Source organism: Stenotrophomonas sp. Sm10 (genome assembly GCF_030985515.1).
GTDB lineage: Bacteria > Pseudomonadota > Gammaproteobacteria > Xanthomonadales > Xanthomonadaceae > Stenotrophomonas > Stenotrophomonas hibiscicola.
This window is the reverse complement of sequence record NZ_JAPTFO010000003.1, coordinates 24,431-46,734: the sequence shown is the minus strand read 5'-3', so window position 1 is coordinate 46,734 and position 22,304 is coordinate 24,431. Positions and strand designations below refer to the sequence as shown.

At 68.4% G+C, this 22,304-nt stretch carries 21 protein-coding genes; 7 read left to right on the top strand and 14 right to left on the bottom strand.

Features of this window, described 5'->3' with window-relative positions; genetic code table 11:
- Nucleotides 1–87 precede the first annotated feature (87 nt).
- Complete coding sequence (locus O0J15_RS01455; protein WP_058978748.1) at nt 88–300, bottom strand: hypothetical protein; 213 nt, start codon at nt 298–300, stop codon at nt 88–90.
- Between the two features lie 111 nt (nt 301–411).
- On the opposite strand from O0J15_RS01455, the gene O0J15_RS01450 reads away from it, so the two are divergent.
- The gene (locus tag O0J15_RS01450; RefSeq protein ID WP_019660789.1) at nt 412–1,188 is read left to right on the top strand and encodes an SDR family oxidoreductase; all 777 of its coding nucleotides are present in this window, start codon (nt 412–414) and stop codon (nt 1,186–1,188) included.
- A 94-nt stretch (nt 1,189–1,282) separates the two neighbouring features.
- On the opposite strand, the gene O0J15_RS01445 is transcribed toward O0J15_RS01450, so the two are convergent.
- From O0J15_RS01445 to O0J15_RS01405, 9 genes are all read right to left on the bottom strand, one after another.
- Complete coding sequence (locus O0J15_RS01445) at nt 1,283–2,029, bottom strand: hypothetical protein (protein WP_111097652.1); 747 nt, start codon at nt 2,027–2,029, stop codon at nt 1,283–1,285.
- A gap of 35 nt (nt 2,030–2,064) precedes the next feature.
- Nucleotides 2,065–2,742, bottom strand: a complete 678-nt coding sequence (locus O0J15_RS01440) for a DUF4124 domain-containing protein (protein WP_021203232.1) — start codon at nt 2,740–2,742, stop codon at nt 2,065–2,067.
- Nucleotides 2,743–2,785: 43 nt separating this feature from the next.
- Nucleotides 2,786–3,376, bottom strand: coding sequence for a Sua5/YciO/YrdC/YwlC family protein (locus O0J15_RS01435; RefSeq protein ID WP_019660786.1), 591 nt, complete (start codon nt 3,374–3,376; stop codon nt 2,786–2,788).
- 97 nt (nt 3,377–3,473) lie between these two features.
- A complete protein-coding gene (locus O0J15_RS01430) occupies nt 3,474–5,957 on the bottom strand; it encodes a DNA topoisomerase I (RefSeq protein WP_021203233.1) in 2,484 nt (827 codons plus the stop codon).
- A 192-nt stretch (nt 5,958–6,149) separates the two neighbouring features.
- Complete coding sequence (locus O0J15_RS01425) at nt 6,150–7,082, bottom strand: RDD family protein (protein WP_021203234.1); 933 nt, start codon at nt 7,080–7,082, stop codon at nt 6,150–6,152.
- 49 nt (nt 7,083–7,131) lie between these two features.
- Nucleotides 7,132–7,884, bottom strand: a complete 753-nt coding sequence (locus tag O0J15_RS01420) for a pilin (RefSeq protein ID WP_308304971.1) — start codon at nt 7,882–7,884, stop codon at nt 7,132–7,134.
- A gap of 39 nt (nt 7,885–7,923) precedes the next feature.
- Complete coding sequence (locus O0J15_RS01415) at nt 7,924–8,397, bottom strand: DUF494 family protein (RefSeq protein ID WP_005411195.1); 474 nt, start codon at nt 8,395–8,397, stop codon at nt 7,924–7,926.
- Nucleotides 8,398–8,440: 43 nt separating this feature from the next.
- Nucleotides 8,441–9,568: a DNA-processing protein DprA gene (gene dprA / locus O0J15_RS01410; protein WP_134735064.1), complete on the bottom strand. Its 1,128-nt coding sequence runs from the start codon at nt 9,566–9,568 to the stop codon at nt 8,441–8,443.
- 166 nt (nt 9,569–9,734) lie between these two features.
- Nucleotides 9,735–10,868: a LysM peptidoglycan-binding domain-containing protein gene (locus O0J15_RS01405; protein WP_134735063.1), complete on the bottom strand. Its 1,134-nt coding sequence runs from the start codon at nt 10,866–10,868 to the stop codon at nt 9,735–9,737.
- 126 nt (nt 10,869–10,994) lie between these two features.
- On the opposite strand from O0J15_RS01405, the gene def reads away from it, so the two are divergent.
- The 5 genes from def to O0J15_RS01380 all read left to right on the top strand — a co-directional run bounded on the left by def (nt 10,995) and on the right by O0J15_RS01380 (nt 17,028).
- On the top strand, nt 10,995–11,507 hold the full coding sequence (def, locus tag O0J15_RS01400; protein WP_111101735.1) for a peptide deformylase: 513 nt from the start codon (nt 10,995–10,997) through the stop codon (nt 11,505–11,507).
- Nucleotides 11,508–11,627: 120 nt separating this feature from the next.
- Complete coding sequence (gene fmt, locus O0J15_RS01395) at nt 11,628–12,551, top strand: methionyl-tRNA formyltransferase (protein WP_164143981.1); 924 nt, start codon at nt 11,628–11,630, stop codon at nt 12,549–12,551.
- Nucleotides 12,552–12,554: 3 nt separating this feature from the next.
- Nucleotides 12,555–13,886, top strand: a complete 1,332-nt coding sequence (gene rsmB / locus O0J15_RS01390) for a 16S rRNA (cytosine(967)-C(5))-methyltransferase RsmB (RefSeq protein WP_021203239.1) — start codon at nt 12,555–12,557, stop codon at nt 13,884–13,886.
- A gap of 23 nt (nt 13,887–13,909) precedes the next feature.
- A complete protein-coding gene (locus O0J15_RS01385; RefSeq protein WP_111098729.1) occupies nt 13,910–15,619 on the top strand; it encodes a glycosyltransferase family 39 protein in 1,710 nt (569 codons plus the stop codon).
- 152 nt (nt 15,620–15,771) lie between these two features.
- Nucleotides 15,772–17,028 (top strand): O-antigen ligase, encoded by a 1,257-nt coding sequence (locus O0J15_RS01380; RefSeq protein WP_134730130.1) that lies wholly within the window; start codon nt 15,772–15,774, stop codon nt 17,026–17,028.
- Between the two features lie 30 nt (nt 17,029–17,058).
- On the opposite strand, the gene O0J15_RS01375 is transcribed toward O0J15_RS01380, so the two are convergent.
- Nucleotides 17,059–17,865 (bottom strand): glycosyltransferase family 2 protein, encoded by an 807-nt coding sequence (locus O0J15_RS01375; protein ID WP_021203241.1) that lies wholly within the window; start codon nt 17,863–17,865, stop codon nt 17,059–17,061.
- Here O0J15_RS01375 and O0J15_RS01370 point away from each other — a divergent pair.
- A complete protein-coding gene (locus O0J15_RS01370) occupies nt 17,864–18,922 on the top strand; it encodes a CDP-glycerol glycerophosphotransferase family protein (protein ID WP_308304970.1) in 1,059 nt (352 codons plus the stop codon). The two genes, O0J15_RS01375 and O0J15_RS01370, sit on opposite strands and share 2 nt — an antisense overlap.
- 130 nt (nt 18,923–19,052) lie before the next feature.
- On the opposite strand, the gene O0J15_RS01365 is transcribed toward O0J15_RS01370, so the two are convergent.
- From O0J15_RS01365 to ribA, 3 genes are all read right to left on the bottom strand, one after another.
- A complete protein-coding gene (locus O0J15_RS01365; RefSeq protein ID WP_134735058.1) occupies nt 19,053–20,591 on the bottom strand; it encodes a PH domain-containing protein in 1,539 nt (512 codons plus the stop codon).
- Nucleotides 20,588–21,088, bottom strand: coding sequence for a PH domain-containing protein (locus O0J15_RS01360; protein WP_021203244.1), 501 nt, complete (start codon nt 21,086–21,088; stop codon nt 20,588–20,590). Before O0J15_RS01360 ends, O0J15_RS01365 begins: the two co-directional genes overlap by 4 nt.
- A 75-nt stretch (nt 21,089–21,163) precedes the next feature.
- Nucleotides 21,164–22,300 (bottom strand): GTP cyclohydrolase II RibA, encoded by a 1,137-nt coding sequence (gene ribA, locus O0J15_RS01355; RefSeq protein ID WP_134735057.1) that lies wholly within the window; start codon nt 22,298–22,300, stop codon nt 21,164–21,166.
- Nucleotides 22,301–22,304 lie beyond the last annotated feature (4 nt).

Genomic DNA, 22,304 nt, shown 5'->3' with positions numbered 1-22,304 from the left:
GATCTACTGTAAACGCCCGGCTTCGGCCGGGCGTTCTCGTTGGTGGGGTCGGATCCCTTTGCCCGCAAAGGGTTCTGACCCCACAGGTCACTGCGTCGCGTCGGCCTCGGCCTTGCGCTCGCCCGCAGCGGCGTCATCGACGGATTTCTGCGCGCCCTTGGCGCGGTCCAGCGGCTCCTGCATCGCGCGCGCCATCGCCTTGGGCACCGGTGGCTTCTCCGGGTTCGGCGTTGGCGGGCGCTGGCAGGCGGACAGCAGCACGGTGGCCAGCAGGGACGTGGACAGGACCAGGATGCGCATGGCGGCACTCCGTGATGGGCGTGCGGGCAGTGTCGCATCCTCGGCAGGGGGCGGCCGTGAGCGCGTATCCTTGTTGCATCGAAACACAGCGGGCGCGGCCCCGGAGGACTCATGACCCAGCAACGGTGGCGGCTGGACGGCCAGACTGCCCTGATCACCGGCGCCAGTGCCGGCATCGGCCTGGCCATCGCCCATGAACTGGCCGGGTTCGGTGCCGACCTGATGATCGTCGGCCGCGATATCGACATGCTGGAGACCGCGCGCGACGAGTTGCTGGATGTGTATCCGCAGATGCAGGTGCATGCGCTGGCCGCCGATGTTTCCGACGACGAGGACCGCCGCCAGATCCTGGACTGGGTGGAGGACCACAGCGATGGCCTGCATATCCTGGTAAACAACGCCGGCGGCAACGTCACCAAGGCGGCCACCGAGTACTCCGAAGACGAGTGGCGCAAGATCTTCGAGACCAACCTGTTCTCGGCGTTCGAGCTGTCGCGCTACGCACATCCGCTGCTGGCACGCCACGCGTCGTCGTCCATCGTCAACGTCGGCAGCGTGTCCGGCCTGACCCATGTGCGCAGTGGCGTGGTCTACGGCATGACCAAGGCGGCGATGCACCAGATGACCCGCAACCTGGCCGTCGAGTGGGCCGAAGATGGCATCCGCGTCAACGCAGTGGCACCGTGGTACATCCGTACCCGGCGCACGTCCGGCCCGTTGTCGGACCCGGACTACTACGAAGAAGTCATCAATCGCACGCCGATGCGTCGTATCGGCGAGCCGGAGGAAGTGGCTGCGGCCGTGGGCTTCCTGTGCCTGCCGGCAGCCAGCTACGTTACCGGCGAGTGCATCGCGGTGGACGGCGGCTTCCTGCGCTACGGGTTCTGATCTTCGGAAGGGTAGTGCCGGCCGCTGGCCGGCAACCACAGGATATTCAGTTGATTGCAGTTGCCGGCCAGCGGCCGGCACTACCGGATGGCGGTCACCCCGGCACCGGGCAGTTGCTGGCCTCCAGCACACCCTGCAACCGCTCGCGGTCCTTGCGCGCGCTGTCGCGGTTCTCGGGCGCGGCGAAGCGCTCCCGGCCGCGGGCATCGCGGAAGCGCTGCTGCCAGGCACCGCAGCGCTGCGCTTCGGGAAGCGCTTCGCACTGATCGCGCACCACTTCACAGCTGGCGGCATTCACCGGCGTCACTCCGCCAAGGCCCTGTACTGTCATCAGCTCGCAGCGACCTGGCGCAGCCTCGTACTCGTACAGGTAGCCGCCGCCCTGGCTGTCGGTGCACTGGAAGATAGGAGGAAGCGGCGGCTTCGGTGAACCGTCACTTCCAGCAGCACGGGCCTCGGCATCGCGACGCAGCGTCGCGCTGTCAAGGATCTGGTCGTCTCCTTCGTGTTCGACCATGCCTGCTTCCATGATCGTGCGTCCTTCGTCCGCGCGTCGTGCCTTCGCTGGGGCCGCAGGCGCAACACCCGGGTTGGCCGGCAGCGGCGCGGGTGTTTCCACCGGGGTGGGGGCAGGTTCAGCGGCCACAGGGGCAGCGGCGGCCGGCTGCGCGTTGCCCTTGCCGGGTATGCGCAGCACCTGCTGCTTGCTGCCAGTGGGGCACGGCGTGCGCTGCAGGGTAGGGATGTCACTGCTGCTGGAGGTACAGCGGTAGATCACGCCCTCTTCGGCCAATGCGCTTCCAGGCAGCAGCACCAGGAGCAGCCAGATCACTCGGTTCATGCGTACAGCGTACAGGCTGCGGCGGCTTGCTGCGGTCAGCGTTCGCAATCGCGCGACAGGCGCGCATCGATGCCGCGCTGTTCGTTGCTGATGGCGGTGCGTTCACTCTGCAGCGCACTGTTGTACCGGCGATCCAGTTCCCAGCGGCGATCACGCAGTCGCGCACAGACTTCCTGCGGCGGCAACGCATGGCAGCTGTCGCGGACCAGCACGCTGCCGGCCGGAACCTGCACGCCCATGCCGATCGAGGGGGGACGATAACCCGCGCCTTCGCCGATCGGCGTGCCGGTGGCCGGGCGCGGTCCGGGGTAGGCCGGGCCGTGATGGGCGTGTGGCAGCCAGACACTGGTCCACAACGGCACCCAGCGCGGATTGCCTTCGTTGTTGTCGCTGGTATAGCGTCGGCCATCATCGCTCACGCATTCGTACATCGGCTGCGGCGGCTGGATGTAGACGTGGCGGACTTCGCGCTCGCGGATGACCGGGGTTTCGCCGGGCGGCGCAGGCGGGGCATCACTGCGCACCACCCGTGGAGCGGGATCGCGCGGGCGCTGCAGGTCGCGAACCTGCTGGCGGCCGCTGTTGCAGGGCGTGTCCTGCAGGGCCACGGCCCCGTTGCTGGAAACGCAGCGGTACACCCGCACGTCTTCGGCTGCGGACGCCGTCCACGGCAGCAGCAGGCACAGGCTGAAGGTGGCGCGCAGCAGGCTCATGGCGGCAGCGTGCGTGATTGTCCGCGGCAGTGCAATCGGCGGCTCAGGAGCGCAGCACGTTGCCGCTGAGCGCGTCGCGTATGGGGGTGGGTTGGGCCAGGCCACCGGTCTGTCCGTCAAGGATGCCGTCGAGCAGGCGCAGCAGGCGCGGATCCAGCTCTTCGCGGCTGCGCGCCGGTGGTTCGCCGGCCAGATTGGCGCTGGTGGAGACCAGCGGGCCGCCCCAGGCGCGGCAGAGTTCGGCCACCAGCGGGTGCGCGCTGATGCGCACCGCAATGCCGCTGTGTTCGCCGGTGACCCAGGGCTGCGCGCGCGGGCCAGCGGGCAGGATCCAGGTGTTGGCGCCGGGCCAGCTGGCCAGTACCGCGCGCTGGCGGGCGTCGGGCAGCGCCTGCAGGCGCACCCAGCCTTCCAGCTGCGCCAGCTCGGCCGCGACCAGGATCATGCCTTTCTCGATCGGTCGCTGCTTCAGCCGCAGCACCATGTGCACTGCCGCTTCCTGCGAGGGATCACAGCCCAGGCCCCAGACCGCTTCGGTCGGGTAGGCGATCACGCCGCCAGCGCGGAGCGTGGCGACAGCAGAGTCCAGGGTGAGTTCTTTCATGGCGGCGACCGGCCCGGCGTGGGCCTCCATTATCCCCCTGCTGCGTGCAGAAGGGGTGGTCGGCGCGGACGGTAGGTGCGGACCGTTGGTCCGCACACCTTGCCCCTCATCCACGCATGGCGTGGATCTACTTCTTCGCAGCGGCCTTCTTGACGGCTTTCTTCGCCGGGGCCTTCTTTGCGGCGGCCTTCTTCACCGCCTTCTTTGCCGGCGCCTTCTTGGCAGCAGCCTTCTTCGGCGCCGCTTCCTTCTTCACTGCCGCCTTCTTGGCCGGTGCCTTTTTCGCTGCCGCCTTCTTGGCGCCGAAGCCCTTGCGCACCGGCTTGCCGGTTTCTTCCATCAGCTGCTGCACTTCGGCCAGGGTCAGCGATGCCGGCTCGCGGTCCTTGGGGATCTTGCCGTTCATCTTGCCGTCGCTGATATACGGGCCGAAGCGGCCGTTCAGCACCTGGATGTCGCTGCCCTCGAATTCCTTGATGATCCGGTTGCGCGCGATCTCTTCCTTCTCTTCGATCAGGAACACGGCACGGGCCAGGTCGATGGTGTACGGGTCGTCTTCCTTCTTCAGCGAGGCGTAGGTGCTGCCACGCTTGGCGAACGGCCCGAAGCGGCCAATCCCGACGCTGACCGGCTCGCCCTTGTCCTCACCCAGCGCGCGCGGCATCAGGAACAGCTCCAGCGCGTCTTCCAGGGAGATGGTGTGCATCGACTGGCCAGGGCGCAGCGAGGCGAACTTCGGCTTCTCCTCGGCGTCCTCGGCGGTGCTGCCGATGGCGGCATACGGCCCGAAGCGGCCCAGACGCACGCTGACCGGCTTGCCTGTCTTCGGATCGGTGCCAAGCTCGCGCGCGCCACTGGCCTCGGCGCGGTCGACCGATTCCTTCTTGTCTTCCACCAGTTCCTTGAACGGCTCCCAGAAGCGAGCCATCAGCGGAATCCACTCTTCTTCGCCACGCGAAACGGCATCAAGCTCGTCTTCGAGCTTGGCCGTGAAGTCGTAGTCCACGTACTGGGTGAAGTGGCTGGACAGGAACTTGGACACCGCGCGGCCGACGTCGGACGGGCGGAAGCTGCGGCCTTCCATTTCCACGTACTTGCGGAACAGCAGGGTCTGGATGATCGAGGCGTAGGTCGAGGGACGACCGATGCCGTACTCTTCCAGCGCCTTCACCAGCGCCGCTTCGGTGTAGCGCGGCGGCGGCTGGGTGAAATGCTGTTCGGCCTGGATGCGTTCCAGCGGCACGCGGTCGCCCGGCTTCATCGCCGGCAGCTTGCGGCCTTCGTCCTCGTCCTCGGCGCTCTTGCTGTCCTTGCCTTCCTCGTACACGGCCAGGAAGCCGGGCACCACCACCGTGGTGCCGCTGGCACGGAACACGTGCTCGCTGCCGGCCGACAGGTCGACGCTGACGGTATTGAGCGTGGCCGGGATCATCTGGCAGGCGACGGCGCGCTTCCAGATCAGTTCGTACAGGCGGCGCTCGTCGTCGGTGAGGAAGCGTGCGACCTGGGCCGGGGTGCGCAGGGCCGAGGTCGGGCGCACCGCTTCGTGCGCTTCCTGGGCGTTCTTCGACTTGGTCTGGTAGGTGTTGGGCTGGTCCGGCAGCGAGGCGATGCCGTAGTCGCGGGCGATCACGTCGCGGATTTCCGCCAGCGCGTCCTGCGACAGGTTCACCGAGTCGGTACGCATGTACGAAATCAGGCCGACGGTGCCTTCGTCGCCGATGGCCACGCCCTCATACAGCTTCTGCGCAACCTGCATGGTCTTGCGGGTAGTGAAGCCGAGCTTGCGCGAGGCTTCCTGCTGCAGGGTCGAGGTGGTGAACGGTGGCGCGGGACGGCGCTTGCGCTCCTTGCTGGCCACGTCGGTGACATGCAACGAGCCCTGCGCGGCCTGCTGGATACGCAGGCGGGCGGCTTCGGCGGTGTCACCGTCGGTGATGGTGAACTGCTCGAACTTCTGCCCGTCCAGCTTGACCAGCTTGGCGTTGAAGTGCTGCGACGGGTGCGCGCATTCGGCCGCGATCGACCAGTATTCGCGGGCGACGAAGGCTTCGATCTCTTCCTCGCGCTCGACGATCATGCGCAGCGCCGGGCTCTGCACGCGGCCTGCGGACAGGCCGCGCTGGACCTTGCGCCACAGCACCGGCGACAGGTTGAAGCCGACCAGGTAGTCCAGCGCGCGGCGCGCCTGCTGGGCATCGACCAGGTCGCTGGCGATCGCGCGCGGCTGGCTGATCGCTTCCTTGATGGCGCGCGGGGTGATCTCGGTGAACACCACGCGCTGCATCGGCTTGTCCTTGACCAGCCCGCGTTCCTTCAGGATCTCGGCGATGTGCCAGCTGATCGCTTCACCTTCGCGATCCGGGTCGGTTGCCAGCAGGATGTCGTCGGCACCCTTGGCGGCCTTGGCGATCGCATCGACATGCTTTTCGTTCTTGTCGATCACGTCGTAGTGCATGGCGAACCCGTTGTCCGGGTCGACCGCGCCTTCCTTCGGGATCAGGTCACGCACATGCCCATACGAGGCCAGGACGGTGTAGTCCTTGCCGAGGTATTTGTTGATCGTCTTGGCCTTGGCTGGCGATTCGACGATGAGCAGGTGCTTGGGCATGTCGGGAGAGGTCTGTGGGCGGACCGGGAGAAGGGGCCGCTAGGGTGGAGCAAACGGCCGCATTAGTGAAGCGGCCACGGGCAAATCCATAAACTGAACGCCCGGTAATGTGCCGGGCGTTCAGGTTTCACCTTATTAGAGGAATCACGCCCGGCCGGCCCGTGTCAAGCAGCCAGGCGTGAGGATGGCCGTTCACGAGGCCATCTTGGCGATGAAGCCTACCGCGAACACCAGCAGGGCCAGGCCGACCAGAGACAGCAGGCCGGTCAGCACGAGCACCAGTACGGTTACCGTGCCCAGCTCCCGGCGCTGCAGCTGCGGCTGGTCGGTGTAGGCCCAGCGGTCGACCACGAGGGTGTCGCAGACCATGTCGTGCAGGCCCTGCTTGCGTTCGGTGAAGGCGGCCATCAGGAAACCGATGCCGAGCGTGAAGCTGCTCAGCAGCATGGCCCAGTAGCGACCAAATGCGCGGGCCTTGGTCAGGCGTTCGCCGTTGCCGCGCACCACCTTGATACCGACTGCCATCTTGCCCAGCGTGGCGCCGCCCTGCGAGGCATGGAACCAGGTGTAGTAGGCCATGCCGATGCCGAGGTTGATCAGGGCACTGGCCAGCTGGGCAACGATCTCGATGGCCGATTCGCCGCTGCCCACCGCGCCCATGCTGGCGCCGAGTATCGCACCAAGAATGGCACCGATGATGCTGCCGGGGACGACCAGCACGAAGTAATCGATCATGTAGGCCGCCACACGCTTCCAGAAGCCTGCGTAGACCACTTCACCGCCAACCACCGGCTGCGCGTGGCCACCGCTGCTGGTGGCCGCTGGAGCGCTGTAAGGCGAGCTGCTGAGCGCGCCGGTGCCGGGCAGCGGTGCGGTGCCGCTGTCAATGGCGGCGTAGTCGCTGCGCAGGTCGAACCCGCCGCTGCTGCTGGCAGCGCTGGCATCGGCCAGCGTCTGCAGGCCGAGCTCGTCGACCATCTGCCGCAGCGCAGCCCACTGGGCCATGCCCTCCCGCCAGACCAGGGTGTCCAGGTTGAGCTGGCCGCGCTGGAAGCGCTGGCGGATCTCCTGGACCGGCAGCGGGCCCTGGCGTTGCTGTCCTTCGGCGTAGTACCACTCAGTCATTGCATGTTCCCTGTTTGAATCATCCTTGGAGGTGCTGCGTGCGCGCGGTTCAGCCGCGGCACGACGGCGGCAGGTACTTGTCGTTGCTCTCGCCGCTGCATTCCCAGCGGCCGCTGTCGCGATCGTATTCCAGCCACAGCAGATCGCCATCGAGGCTCTTGCCGGGCAGCGCCAGGGTGGCTTCGATGCCGCAGTGGCCGTTGTTGAAGCGACCGATGTTCACCGCTGACAGCCCTGCATGGGCGAAATCACCCGGGGACGGGAAGCCGGCGTCGTTGCCACCCGGGCAGCGGCCTTCGTCATCGGCGAAATGCTGCACCTGGTCCTTCAGCGGCTGCAGTGCGGTCACTGCGCCGGCGACCTTGGCGCGAAGGGTGTAGTCGTTGTAGGCGGGCAGCGCGATGGCGGCCAGGATGGCCACGATCGGTACCAGCACCAGCAGCAGGCCGCCGCCGATGATGGCGGTCAGGGCGCAGCCGGACAGCTTCTTCTTCGGCGTCGGCAGGGCGCTGGCCGCTGCGCTGGTGGCGTAGGGCGTGGACGGTGGCAGCACCGGTGGCTGCGGCGGAGGCGGTGCTGCCGGCTCCGGTTCGGGTTCCACGGGCGGTGCAGCGGCGTCCAGCGCCGGCACGATCAGGCCGAGCTCGTCGACCACGGTGCGCAACGGCTGCCATTGCGGCAGGCCGTCGCGCCAGACCAGGGTGTCCAGGGAGATCTGGTTGTTGCGGAACAACTCGACCAACTGTTCCGCCGGCAGCGGGCCTTGCTGCCGGTTGCCTTCTGCATGGAACCACTCGCTCACGGGGACGCTCCTGAATGCGCTATGCCCCCAAGTGTACGGTCAGTGCAGGGGTTCTGGCTCGTCCATGAACATCTGCGTCTCCATCCAGGCATACGCCGCCTCGGAGCCGGGCTGGTTGAACAGCACCATCAGCACGACCCACTTCAGGTCGTCCAGGTCCAGTTCGTCCTGGTCCAGGGCCATTGCCCGGTCCAGCACCAGCTCGCGCTGGTCGGCATCGAGGATGCCGTGCTGTTCCAGGTACAGCAGGAACCCGCGGCATTCCACGTCCAGCTTGTCCAGCTCGGGGCCGTGGTACACGCGCACGGGGCCATCGACCCGAGCCTGGGCCACGCTCGGCCGCTGCGCGGCCAGGGCATCGAGCCAGTCGAACGCCTTGTTGATCTCGGTTGGGCTGAAACCGGCCTGGATCAGGCCGTTCTGAAGCGAATCGCGGTCACGGATCAGGTCCGCATCTTCGCTGAAATAGTGTTCAAACAGGTACAGCAGTACATCCAGGATGCTCTCTTTCATTGCCCCTCGGCCTGCGTCGCGCGACGCTGTGGAGGTGAAGAAACTAGGGAGTTCGACAGTAGCGGCCGTGTACGCACACCACGATTCCCGCCAGTTCCATGGCCAGCAGCATGGAGGACACCTGGGGCGCCGTCAATCCACAGCGTGTGATCAGTGAATCCATACTGCTTGGGTTGTGCTCCAGCGCCCGCCACAAGCACTGGTAGTCAGGGTCGTCGGCCCAGTGCGCCGGCAGGCGTGCAGGCGGTGCCTGTTCAGTGGGGGTGGCCAGCCGTGATTGCAAGCCCGGCAGCTGCTGGCGGAGGGCGGGGGCCAGCAGTTCGAGGACCTCCTCCGGGCGCTCGACCAGTGCGGCACCCTCGCGGATCAGCCTGTGGCAGCCCGCAGCGCGCGGATTGAGCACCGAGCCGGGCAGGGCGCAGACCTCGCGGCCGGCCTCGGCGGCCAGGCGTGCGGTGATCAGGGCACCCGAGCGTTGGGCGGCCTCGACCACCACCGTGGCCAGGGCCAGCCCGGCTACCAGCCGGTTGCGGGCAGGAAAGTGGCCGGGGCGTGCGGGCGTGCCGGGCAGGTACTCGCTGAGCACCACGCCTTCGGCGGCGATGCGCGCCTGCAGCCGGGCGTGGCTGTCCGGATAGGCGCGGTCCGGTCCGGTGCCGATCACCGCCACGGTGCAGCCCCCCGCGTCCAGCGTGGCCTGGTGGGCGGCGGCATCGATGCCCGCCGCCAGGCCGCTGGTCACCGCCAGCCCGGCGTCGACGAAGCAGCCGGCAAACCGGGCTGCCAGCGCGCGTCCGCCCGGCGTTGGCGAGCGGCTGCCGACCAGCGCAACCGATGGGCGCCAGGCCCGGCTGGGGTCGCCGGCGATGAACAGCGCAAGGGGGGGATTGGGGACATCCAGCAGGGGCGGGGGGAAGGTCGGATCGGTGAAGGCCAGCAGGTGCTGGTTGTCGTCTTCCAGCCAGCGCCGTGCCACGGCCAAGGCCCGGGCGTCGGGGCGGTCCAGTGCGGCGCACTGCTCTGGCGTGCAACCGTGCGCGCGCCAGTTCGCGGCACCCTGCGCGATCGCGATTTCCGCCCTGCCTGCGGCCTGCAGCAGGGCCCGCCGTGGTGCCAGCGCGCCGCCTGCCATCAACAGGCGCAGCAGCGCCTCGTCAGCTTGGTTGGTCATCCCCCCACTATCGAGCGCATGCAACAAAGGCGCCCTAGGGCGCCTTCGCATGTGGCTGTCAGACTTTGCCGGAGACCGCCCCTGTAGAGTCGACTGTCAGTCGACTACCGCGCGCAGCGCGGGCGCTTTCGGGGGGTGGCGAAGAGCAGTCGACTGACAGTCGACTCTACCGCGCATCCGGGTGCAGTGCGTTGTATCCCACGCGCACCGGCTTCACGCCCTGCATCACCAGTGCGTAGCTGACGTTGTCGAAGGTACGGAACACCATGGCGTGTGCGGCGTATTCGTCCGGCAGCGAGACGCGGCCGGCGCCGGTGCTGAGCGAATCATCCATGCGCGAGGAGTTCGGGTACTTCATGCGGTGCGCCACGTGGCGGCCCGGGCGCCACAGCGAGAACACGGTGCCGTTGTCCACGCCCTGCGCGCGGCCTGCGGAGATCGCGATCACGTCGCGCGGCCCACCAGCGGTGAACATGTCGGCAACGGCCAGCACGCGCACGTCGACGCCCTCGACACCGGCGGCCGGGACATGGGGGATGAACTGCAGGTCGTAGGGCCTGGCCTCGACCGGGACCAGGCGGTCGCCCGCACGTACCTCGCGGCCGCCCTCGTTCTTGTCCAGCACCAGGGTGGACACCTCGACCTTGCCGCCGGCGACGTGGGTGATGGTGCCGGTGGCGACCTGGGCCAGCTCATAGCCAAGCACGCCGCGGCGGTGGTTGGGGGCGTTGTAGGCCCGCCACAGGTTGCCGCTGCCCGGGGTGACGTCGCCGTTGGCGGTCAGGTCCTCGGTCGGCTTGGGCTGGGCGTAGCGCACGGTCGGGCGGACCACGGCCCAGCGCTGGCCCAGCTGGGCGTCGGCCAGGCGCACGTACACCGCGCTGCCGCTGGTGACGCGCAGGCGCTCTTCTTCCAGGCCGGCCACGTAGGGCAGCTGGTCGATGCTGTCGACCACGCTCAGCTGCTTCAGGAACGGCTCGACCTGGGCCAGCGGAATGGCATCGATCGGGGCTTCCTGGCGCGGGCCGGGCTTGGCAGCGACGGTCACCCGGTCCAGGTAGGCCAGGCTGAGCACGTCACCGGGATAGATCAGGTGCGGATTGGCGATCTGTGGATTGGCCTGCCAGATCTCCGGCCACAGCCAGGGCTTCTGCAGGAAACTTGCGGCGATATCCCACAACGTATCCCCTTTTCGGACCACATAGGTGTCCGGGTGCCCGCCATTCACTTCCACGGCGGTAGCATAGGCAGCCACGGTCAGCATCGCCGCGGCGACGACCGTACGAAAACGAAGCAACATAGGTGTGAAGCCCTGATTCCCCAACAGGTCCGCGCACTATAGTCCAGAAACCGGGGCGCAAGGCAAGCGTTGGAGCTAGAATCTGCGACGTATGCCGGCGTGCCGGCCCATTACCCGGAAACAGCCATGGCCCTTCTCCCCATTCTCGAGTTCCCCGATCCGCGCCTGCGTACCAAGGCCGCGTTGATCGACGCTGCTGAAGTCACCACGCCGGCCTTCCAGGAACTGATCGACAACATGTTCCAGACCATGTACGACGCGCCGGGCATCGGCCTGGCTGCCACCCAGGTGGACGTGCACAAGCGCTTCATGGTCATCGACGTCAGCGAAGAAAAGAATGAACCGCAGGTGTTCATCAACCCGGAGATCGTCGCCAAGGACGGGGGCCGGGTGTACCAGGAAGGCTGCCTGTCGGTTCCGGGCATCTTCGCTGACGTCACCCGTGCCGATACCATCACCGTGAAATACCTGGACCGCAACGGCCAGGAACAGCAGATGGAAGCCGGCGAAGTGCTGGCCACCTGCATCCAGCATGAGATGGATCACCTGGACGGCAAGCTGTTCATCGACTATCTGTCGCCGCTCAAGCGCGAGATGGTGCGCAAGAAGCTGGCCAAGCAGCGCAAGCACGTGGCGTGATCGCCAATCCGGGCCACCCTTCGGGTGGCCCGCGCCTGCGCGGCAAGCGCGGGCTGTACGGCGCCGGCCGACGGCGCCGTTTTCTTTCCTGCACGAATCCATCCTGCAAGTGGGGTAGCCATGAGGATTGTCTTTGCCGGTACGCCGGAATTCGCGGTGTCGTCGCTGCGCGCTGCGGCGCGCCACCACGAGGTCGTGGCCGTCTACACCCAGCCTGACCGCCCGGCCGGCCGTGGCCGTGGCCTGGCGCCGTCGCCGGTCAAGCTCGAAGCCGTGGCCCGTGGCATTCCGGTCCACCAGCCCGAATCTCTGAAGGATGAAGCTGCCCAGCGGCAGCTGCGCGACCTGCAGCCGGACCTGATGGTGGTGGTCGCCTACGGCCTGATCCTGCCCAAGGCGGTGCTGGCCATTCCGACCCATGGCTGCTGGAACGTGCATGCCTCGCTGCTGCCGCGCTGGCGCGGTGCCGCGCCGATCCAGCGTGCGATCCAGGCCGGCGATGCGAAGACCGGCGTCTGCCTCATGCAGATGGAGGCCGGCCTGGATACCGGCCCGGTGCTGCTGCACCAGGAGCTGCCGATCGCGGCCACCGATACCGGCGGCCAGCTGCATGACAAGCTGGCCGAGCTTGGTGCCCAGGTGTTGTCCGATGGCCTGGGCCTGCTGCGCGCGGGCATCAAGCCGATCGCGCGGCCGCAGCCGGAACAGGGCGTGACGTATGCGCACAAGCTGGACAAGGCCGAAGCCAGGCTGGACTGGGCGCAGGACGCCGGCGCGCTGGCGCGTACCGTGCGCGCGTTCAATCCGTGGCCGATCGCCGAGGCAACGCTGGCCGGCGAACGCGTGCGCATCCATGGCGCGGTGGCACTGGAGGCAGACCACGGCCAGGCGCCGGGCACGGTGCTGGCCGCCGGCCGTGATGGCATCGACATCGCCTGTGGCCAGGGCGCACTGCGCCTGCGTGTACTGCAGCGGGAAGGTGGCAAGGCGATTACTGCGGCCGACTACCTCAACGCCCGCCGCGATCTGCGCGTGGGAGCATAAGCGGTGTCGAAGCAGAACGATTTCTCCGTCGCCAAGGCGGCGCCGGGAGCGGCCACGCGCATGCTGGCCGCACGCGTGCTGGCACAGGTGTTCACCCGTGGCCGGTCGCTGAAGGCCGAACTGGCCTGGGCGCTGCCGAAGCTGGCCGACAGCCGCGACCGCGCGCTGCTGGAAGCGCTGTGCTTCGCCGTCCTGCGCCGCCGCAGTACCTATGACGCGGCGCTGCAGTCGTGGATGCAGAAGCCGCTGTCGGCGCGTGATGCCGACCTGCGCACGCTGCTGATGGTCGGGTTCGCCCAACTGGACGTGCTGGCGTTGCCGGCGCACGCGGCGTTGTCGGCCACGGTCGATGCCGCGCGTGCCCTGGGTCGTGAGCGCCAGGCGGGCCTGGTCAATGCGATCCTGCGCCGCGCGCAGCGCGAAGGTTTCCCGGAACAGCCTGCGCGCGATGCCTTCCCGGCGTGGCTGGCCGATGCCGTCGAGCGCGACTGGCCGGCCCAGGCCGAGGCGATCTTTGCCGCCAGCCTGCAGCCGGCGCCGTTGTGGTTGCGCGCCAACCGCCAGCAGGGCGGCCGCGACAAGGCACTGGCGACGCTGGCCGAAGCTGGCATTACCGCGCAAGCCAGTCCGCTCAGCGCCGACGCGTTGCGCCTGGCCTCGCCGGTTGCCGTGAATCAGCTGCCCGGCTTCGCCGAAGGCGCCATCTCGGTGCAGGACCTGTCGGCGCAGTGTGCGGCCGACGCGCTGGCCCCGGCGGCCGGTGCCCGCGTGCTGGACGCCTGTGCGGCCCCCGGTGGCAAGTCGGCGCACCTGCTGGAGCGCGACCCCGGCCTGCGCCTGCTGGCGCTGGATATCGACGCGCGCCGTCTGGCCCGTGCACGTGACACCTACGTTCGCACTGGCGTGGGCGAGCATGCGCAGACCCTGGCTGCCGATGCCAGTGATCCGGGTGCCTGGTGGGATGGCGTGCCGTTCGACGCGATCCTGCTCGATGCCCCGTGCTCGGCCACCGGCGTGATCCGGCGGCAGCCGGATGTGATGTTCCACCGACGTGCCGAGGATATCGATGCGCTGGTCGGTGTGCAGGCCCGCCTGCTGGAGGCCTGCTGGTCGATGCTGCGTCCGGGCGGCGTGCTGCTGTATGCCACCTGCTCGATCCTGCGTGCGGAGAACATCGACCAGGTGCGGGCGTTCCTGAAATGGCACCCGGACGCGGTGGCAGAGCCGCTGGATGACCGATTCGGCCTGGACTGCGAGGGAATCGCGCGCCAGCGACTGCCGGGTGACAGCGATGCTGACGGATTCTTTTACGCGCGTCTGCTAAAAACAGCCTGACCCCCGCTGACGTTCCGAGTCCCATGCTGAATTCCCGCGCGTCGCGCGAGACGTGGTTGTTCGTGGCGATGGCCCTGCTGCTGCTGGGGGCCGGGCTGGGCCTTCGTGATCCGTGGCCATCGGACGAGCCGCGCTTTGCGCTGGTGGCCAAGCAGATGGTCGACAGCGGCCACTGGCTGTTCCCGCACCGCGGTACCGAGTTGTATTCGGACAAGCCGCCGATGCTGATGTGGTGGCAGGCTACGCTGTACGGCCTGGTCGGGCAGTGGCGCGTGGCCTTCCTGCTGCCGTCGCTGCTGGCGGCACTGGGTACGCTGTGGTGCGTGGTCGACCTCGGGCGGCGGCTGTGGACACGGCGGGTGGGGCTTTACGCCGGCTGGGCGCTGCTGTTCGCGCTGCAGTTCACCTTCCAGGCGAAGAAGGCGCAGATCGATCCACTGCTGCTGCTGTTCATCACCCTGGCCAACTACGGCCTGCTGCGCCACCTGTTGCTGGGACCAGGCTGGCGCTGGTGGTGGCTGGGCTGGTTCTTCGCTGGCATCGGCGTGATCACCAAGGGCGTGGGCATGCTGGCGCTGCTGATGATCGTGCCGGCGGTGACCGCTGCGGTACTGCAATGGCCACGGGTGGCACTGCACGCGCGCGATGCCCGCTTCTGGCTGGCGCCGCTGGCCTTCCTGCTGGCGGTGTCGTTGTGGCTGGCGCCGATGCTGCTGGCCGGTTTTGCCACCGGTTCGGACGAATACCGCGCGTACATGGACGACATCCTGTTCCAGCAGACGGCGCGTCGCTATACGCACTCGTGGGACCACCACCAGCCCTGGTGGTACTTCCTGGCGATCATGCCGTCGATGTGGATCCCCGCGTTCCTGCTGCTGCCGTGGGCGCTTCCGGCTTGGTTGCGGCGGCTGCGCCGGCGCGATCCGCGCTATCTGCTGCCGCTGTCCTGGTGGTTGATGGTGGTGCTGTTCTTCTCGATCCCCGACGGCAAGCGCGATGTCTACATCCTGCCGGCGCTGCCGATGTTCTGCCTGGCGCTGGCGCCGTTGCTGCCGGGGCTGCTGAAGCGGCGCGATGTGCAGGCCGTGGTGGGAGTGTTCACCGGCCTGCTGTCACTGGGCCTGGTCCTGGCTGGCGCGATGGCGGTGCTGGGCGACCCGGCCTTCGAGCTGCGCCTGACCCACAGCCGCGGACTGGCGCCCGGCGCCGTCGACGCGCTGGCCTGGACGATCCTGGCGATGGGCGTGTGGGGCGCATTGAGCCTGCTGGCCTGCGGTCGTCGCCGGCATCTGGCGCTGGTGTCCACCCTGGCGATGGTCTGGGTGCTGTACAGCCTGGTCGGCTACCCGCTGCTGAACGATTCCAGTTCCGCCCGCGGCCTGATGCGCACGGTTGGTACACGGCTGGGCCCGGATGCCGAGCTTGGGCTGGTGGCCTGGAAGGAACAGCATCTGCTGCTGGCCGACCGCCCCGCAGCGACCTTCGGTTTCGAGTCGGACTGGGACGAGCAGCTGATTGCGGCCACGCGCTGGCAGCGGCTTGCGCCCGAACGCCGTTGGTTGCTGGTCCACGAGTACGCAATGCTGTCGTGCGTCGACCGCAGCCGCTCTGAACTGGCCGGCGTAGCCAACCGGCGGCGCTGGTGGCTGGTGCCGGCGACGGCGGTGAAGGTGCCCTGCGTGGTCACCGCAGAGGAGCGGGAACGTGAACGGCGTCTGCAGGAACATGACTAGTCCCCCCCTTCCTGCTTGTCCAGTCTGCCCAAGCGGGGTCAAAGGCAGTAAAACAGCAGGCCGGGATGGCCTGCACCGCCCCTTCCCGTTCTTTCCAGCCGATTGCAGCGATACTTCCCGACGTGCCAGCTTCACCGGACAACCTGAACCTCATGGCCGGCGATCCGCTGGGCGTTCCCGCCGGCGGACGTCAGCGGGTGGCGCATGGGCTGGCCCAACTGGGCCTGTTCTGCCTGCCGGCACTGGTGCTGACCGTGCCCATCAACCTGTTGCCGTATGGCCTGCTGCTGCTGCTGAGCACGCTGCTGGCGCCGGAGCTGCTGTGGCGCGCGCGCGGGATGGCCGGCCAGCCGGTGAAAGTGCTGGCCTGGCTGATGCTGGCGGTGCTGGCGCTCGGCCTAATGTCGGTAGTGTTGTTCGAGCAGGGCCTGCGTGACGTCGACAACCGGTCGCGGTTCGTGGTGATCCCGTGGATCGCGCTGTGGGTCTGCGCGCTGCGTCCCAACCTGCGGTGGCTCTGGTACGGATCATTGACCGGCCTGCTCGCCGCCTTCTCGATGTCACTGTGGCAGGTGCTGGGTGGCGCCCCGCGCGCAGAGTTGTTCACCAACGCCATCGTGCTGGCCGACATCGTGATGGTTTTGATGGTGCTGCTGGTGTTCTGTCGCCCGTCGCGGCGCTGGTCGCTGGTGATCCTCGGCATGGCGGCCGGCTGCGGCACCATCGTGCTGACCGGCAGCCGCGGTGTGTTCGCCGCCTTGCTGGCGCTGCTGGTGGTGCTGACGTTGAGCCTGCGCTGGCGCACCGGCGCGGCGCGCCTGTCGGTGCTGGCAGGCATGCTGGCGATCGGTGCGACCCTGCTGCTGTCGGTACCGGAACTGCGCCACCAGGTCCGCCTGAGCGAGCTGCACAGTGACGTGCAGCGGATGGAGTTGGGCGACAGTGATTCTTCCGCCGGTGCCCGCGTGGAACGCCTGCAGGTGGCCTGGGAGACCTTCCTCGACCACCCGCTGGTGGGTGTTGGCATCGGTCATTTCGACAGCGCGATGCTGCGCGTGCCGGTCTGCCGTGAGAACCCGGAAGAGTTGCGTTGCCACCTGGGGCATGCGCACAACGATGTTGCCGAATGGGCAGCGACCCAGGGCGTACCGGGCCTGCTGCTGTTGCTGGCGGTGTATGGCATCCCGCTCTGGTTGTTCGTGCGCCTGCATCGCCGCAGCGGACGGTCGACCTTCCGGGGGCCGGCCGCAGCCGGCATCATGCTGGTGATCACCTACGCACTGTGCGGCCTGACCCAGTCGATGTTCGCGCACCAGATGACAGCCAGTTTCTACGTGACCCTGGTCGGCCTGCTGACCGGCCTGTCGATCGTCGAGGGCGCGCGCCACCGGGCAATCACCGGGGCGTGATCCAGCGGCGCCCCGGACAGGGCCGGGCGATCAGGGGTTCGGCGGGTCAGCCACGGCCTGGCCGTTGCCCAGCATCCACAGCATGATGGTTTTCTGCCGCACGTAGTTGGCGCGTACGTAGGCATAGACCAGTCCATGCCAGCCGTCGCGGAAGCCGCCACGGAACAGGAAGCCGCGCCAGAACCGCCAGGCCGGCGCCAGCACCAGCTTGCCCAGCGTGGCCCGCTTGCCGCGTGCGAACTCGTGCTCGGCCATCATCCGCGCGTATTTCTCGGTCTTGGCCAGCTGTTGCTGCAAGGAGCGGTAGGGATAGTGGACCAGGTCGCCGCGCAGGGTACCGACGCTGCCGTCGACGCTGGCAGCCTCGTGGATCTCGCGCTTGCCGCGCCAGCCGCCCTGGCGGCGGTCGAACAGGCGCAACACTCGGTCCGGGTAGGCGTTGCCATGGCGCAGGAACCTGCCGAAATACTCCGACAGGCGGGCGAAACGGTAGCCGGCATGGCCGCTGAAGCCACTGTCGCGGGCCTGTTCGATGGCCGCGCGCAGTTCCGGACTGATCCGTTCGTCGGCATCCAGGCACAGTACCCAGTCGTGGCGGGCCTGCTCGACGCAGAATGCCTTCTGGCTGCGGAAACCGTCGAACCGGCGCTGCAGAACACGGGCGCCGGCAGCTTCGGCGATGGCGACGGTGGCATCGGTGGAGTACGAGTCCACCACCACGATCTCATCGCAGAACGCCAGCGAGGCCAGGCAGTCGCCGATGCGCCCGGCCTCGTTGAACGCGATAATGCACGCCGAGATGCGAGGCCGTTCGATGGGAGCGGTCGTGGAGGACATGATGGCCGGGTACCTGTTGTTTGCGACGGAGCGCTATGCGCTGCCTATTCTCGCCCCGTTGGCGCAGGCCTTGCACGCATCCGGGCAGGAGGTGGCGGCCTGGTTCGAGGACGGCGCGGCCGGCAGCAGCCTGCCGGGGGTGCCCAACGTGGGCCTGAAGCAGGCCCTGGCCCTGCGTCCGCGGGCGGTGTTCAGCGCGGCCAACTGGGTGCCGACGTTCCTTTCGGGCGCCAAGGTGCAGCTGTTCCATGGCTTCAACGTGGAGAAGCGGGACAGCGCGCGCGGCCACTTCCGGGTGCGCGGCATGTTCGACCTGTACTGCACGCAGGGGCCGGCCACCACCGCGCCGTTTCGTGAGATCGCGGCCCTGCAGGGCCACTTCGTGGTGGCCGAGACGGGCTGGCCGAAGCTGGATCCGCTGTTCCGCGACGATGGTGGCGAGAGCGCCGCGCTGCGCGCCGCCGCTGGAGGACGCCCGGTGATCCTGTTCGGTTCGACCTTCACCGAGCGCCTGAGCGCAGCGCCGCACCTGCACCCGCAGATCGCCGCCGATATCGCCGCCGGTGACCATTACTGGCTTCTCACCCTGCACCCGAAGTGCCCGCAGGACCTGTTCGAACGCTACCGCGCGCTGGCCGGCGCCAATGCCCGCTTCATCGAGCCGGAGCAGGTGATGGCCGCGCAGCGCGCCGCCGATGTGCTGGTGTCGGATACCTCGTCGATCGTTTCGGAGTTCATCGTGCAGCACAAGCCGGTGGTGACCTTCCGCAACCGCGTGCCCAAGCCACACATGATCGACTTCAATGATCCTGCGCAGCTGCAGGCGATGCTGACGCGTGCGCTGCACCCGGACGCGGCGCTGCAGGCGGAGATCGTGCGCTATGCCGATGCCATCCATCCGTACCGCGACGGCCTGTCCAGCGAGCGGGTAATCGCGGCCACCGAGGATTTCCTGTCCGGTGAAATGGGCGCGCTGCGGCGCAAGCCGTTCGGCAGCTGGATGCGTGATCTGCAGATCCGCAGGGACCTGGGCTATTGGGGCCCGTCGCAGCGGTAAGCCGAGCATTGGCTCGGCTCTAGAGTAGATCCATGCCATGCGTGGATGCGCGCCCCCGCTCGCGGTAGTGCCGGCCGCTGGCCGGCAAGCTCGGGGATGTCTGCGGTTGCCGGCCAGCGGCCGGCACTACCTACCAGCGCAGCTTGCGCCGCGCCAGCGCCGCAGCCAGCTGATCCATCACCTGCTGCGCCTGTGCCTGCGGCAGATGGTGCAGGGTCAATGCCACATCGCCATGCGCGCCGGCAGTATCCAGCTGCAGGCTGCTGGTGCCCAACAGCTTGTCCAGCGGCGAGCGCAGCAGGCGCAGGCCCTGCACCTTGTCCAGTTCGGCCCAGCGCCACCAGCGCTTCCACCAACCGCCACGCACTGCCACGTAGTGCTCGTCCAGGTGCCAGGCCATGCGTGCCATCTGCCGATGAGCGACCAGCAGCGCCACCGGCAGCCACGCCAGCACCAGCAGGCCCCATGGCCCCCAGCGCCAGTACGCGGCTGCGGCCAGCAGGGGTACCAGCAGCAGCGTTCCCAAGCACAGCCGCCACCAGCCACGCTGCGGAATGGAGTGCCATTGCGTCGGCGGCCACTGCAGCTGAGGCAACAGGTGCTGCACCAGCTGCTCGCAGCGCGTCGCCTGGGCCAGTGGTGCCAGCTCGCGCAGGGCGCGGTCCTCATCGCGCGCAGGGCCACCGGCAGCGCTGTCGATGCGCAGCTGGCGCAGGCCGAACCAGCGATGCAGGGTGGTTTCGCGCAGCGTCCAGGCCTGGATGCGGCGACGCGCGACACTGCTGCGGGTGCGGCTGAGCAGACCGGCCGAGACGGTCAGGCGGCGATCCTGCTCGCTGAGGGTAAAGCCGTGATAGCGCAGCAGGGTCAGTACCACCGACAGCACGCGCAGCGCCAGCCAGCCCAGCAGCAGTGCGGCGGCCAGCAGCAGGAAAGCGCCTGCCACGCCGGGGTGCAGGTGGCTGGCGTAACCGAAAGCCTCGCGGCCACCACGTTGGATGGCTTCGTCCATCACCGGCCGCGGCACGGTCTGGAACAGCACGCCGAAGGCGGCAACCGCCAGTGCCCAGCCCCGATTGGAGAGCAGGCCCATGCGCATCACGTCCCAGCTGGACAGGCGCAGCAGGACGTGTTCGGAGTCGGCCACGGTGACCGCAGGCGCGGGGACAGCGTCGGTGGCCTGTGGTGCCTGCCCGCGCTGGCGCACGAGACGTTCCAGCGCCAGCGCCTGGTCCAGCTTCAGCACTCGCATTTCCGCTTCGGGGCGCACGCCGCCGGCCGACTCCAGGCGCAGCTCGGCCACGCCGAACAGCCGGTGCAGCGGATTCTGCCGCACTTCCACGTTGTGGATGCGGGCGAACGGAATCTCGCGCCGGTTGCGCGCAAGCAGACCGCTGCGCACGGTGATCGCATCGCTGCCGATGCGGTAACGGTAGCTGAGGTACTGCAGCACCGAGACCAGGACCAGCGCGGCGATCGCCGACAGTGGGATCAACTGCGCCCACATCGGATCGTGGTCGCCGCGCTGACCGAATACCAGCAGTGCGACCAGCGGCAGGAAGTAGTGGCGCAGCTGCATCAGCAGCACGAACAGCCATGACCACGGGTGCAGGCGGTGGTCCTCGCCACCGGCGCGCAGTGCTGCAGGCAGAGGCGGTGGCAGGCTCACAGGGCGTCAGCGTCCTGGTCGAGCTGGTGCGAAAGGGTGTCGCGCAGACGCTCGGCGTCGGTTTCATCCAGGCCGCTCACGGTTACCGCGCTCATGCGGGTGCCGGCGGTATGCACGATCAGCGTGGCAAGTCCTGCACGGCGTTCCAGCGGGCCCCTGCGCAGGTCCAGGTGTTGTACGCGCGAAATGGGAATACGGGTTTCCAGCTGCCACATCAGGTCTCGCCGCAGGCCCAGGCCCTGTGCGTCCAGCCGCCAACGGGTGCGGACCAGGCGGCGGTGGCTGAGCCATGCGCCACATGCAGCCCCTGCCAGCAGCCCGAGGGCGGCGACCCACGCGCCGCCGGGTAGATCGAAGAACCACCATGCGGCCGCCAGCGGCAGGCCTGGCACAAACAGGCCGCCGAAAGCGCCTTCCAATGCCGCCAGCCGCGCGGCGCGGCGCGGCAGCGACTGCCACGCGTCGGCGGGCGGAGCGGTCAGGGAGATGTCGGTCACGCGGGCTCCGTCAGGTGGCAGGGCGAGCGGTGGCGGCGGTAGCCGCATCGCGCAGACGGTAGCAGGTCGGCTGCGTTACTGGGCAGCCTGGATCAGCGCATCCACGTCCAGCAGATGTCCTGCGCGATCGGCCTTGGTGCGCAGGTAGTGCTCGTTCTCGGCGGTGATCTCGCCGGTGACCGGAATGCAGTCCAGTACCTCGATGCCGGCATTGCGCAGGCGCTGTGCCTTGGTCGGGTTGTTGCTGAGCAGCGCCACGCGCGAAATGCCAAGGCCGTGCAGCATGGCCACCGCACTGCCGTAGCGGCGCTCGTCGGCGCCGAAGCCGAGCTGCGCATCGGCGTCGATGGTGTCCAGGCCGTCGTGCTGGTAGCCGTAGGCACGCATCTTGGCTGCGATGCCGGTGCCACGGCCTTCCTGGTCCAGGTACAGCAACACGCCGCCGCCCAGCTCCTTCAGCTTGCGCAGGCCGCGCCGCAGCTGGTCACCACAGTCGCACTTGAGCGAACCGAACAGGTCGCCGGTCAGGCATGAGGAGTGCACGCGCACCGGCACCACCGCCGACAGGTCCGGTTCGCCGACGATGATCGCGACCTGGTCGCGCTGGGCCACGCCGCCGCGGAACACCGCGAAGGTGGTCATGCCGACGTCGCGCAGCGGCACCGGCGAACGCGCCACCAGTTCGTAGTCGTGGGCCGCATGTGCTGCGCCTTCGGCCAGGTCGCACAGGGCCACCTCGGCGGCACCCTCGAAGGTGCGGTCATCAACGTCCAGGCGTACCGCCACCATCGCCGGCAGCAACAGGCCCAGGCGGGCCAGCTCCACCGCGCCGGCATCGAAGGCATCGCCCGCCGTCCAGCCGTCGGGCATCGGGCCCGGCTCGCGCAGGTAGCCCAGCGAGGGGAGGGCATCGAAGGCAACGCCGGCCAGCGGCAGGCGTGCGCCTTGCGGGGCCTCCACGCCGAGCACGCGGGCGCGGGTGGCGGTCAGGAACAGGTAATGCCGCTCGCGGGCGGCATTGGCGAAGGCAGCGAAGCTGCTGGCCGTGGCGCTGTCCAGCGCGATCACCGCCAGGCGCTGGCCGTGGCCATCGTGGAGCAGCACCGGGCGACCGGCGCGCAGTTCGGCCACCGCGCGCTCACAGCGGATCGCGGCCGGATCGCCGAACAGGGAAGAAGCAGCAGGCATGGCAGGATCGGGGGAGGCGGACATCGCA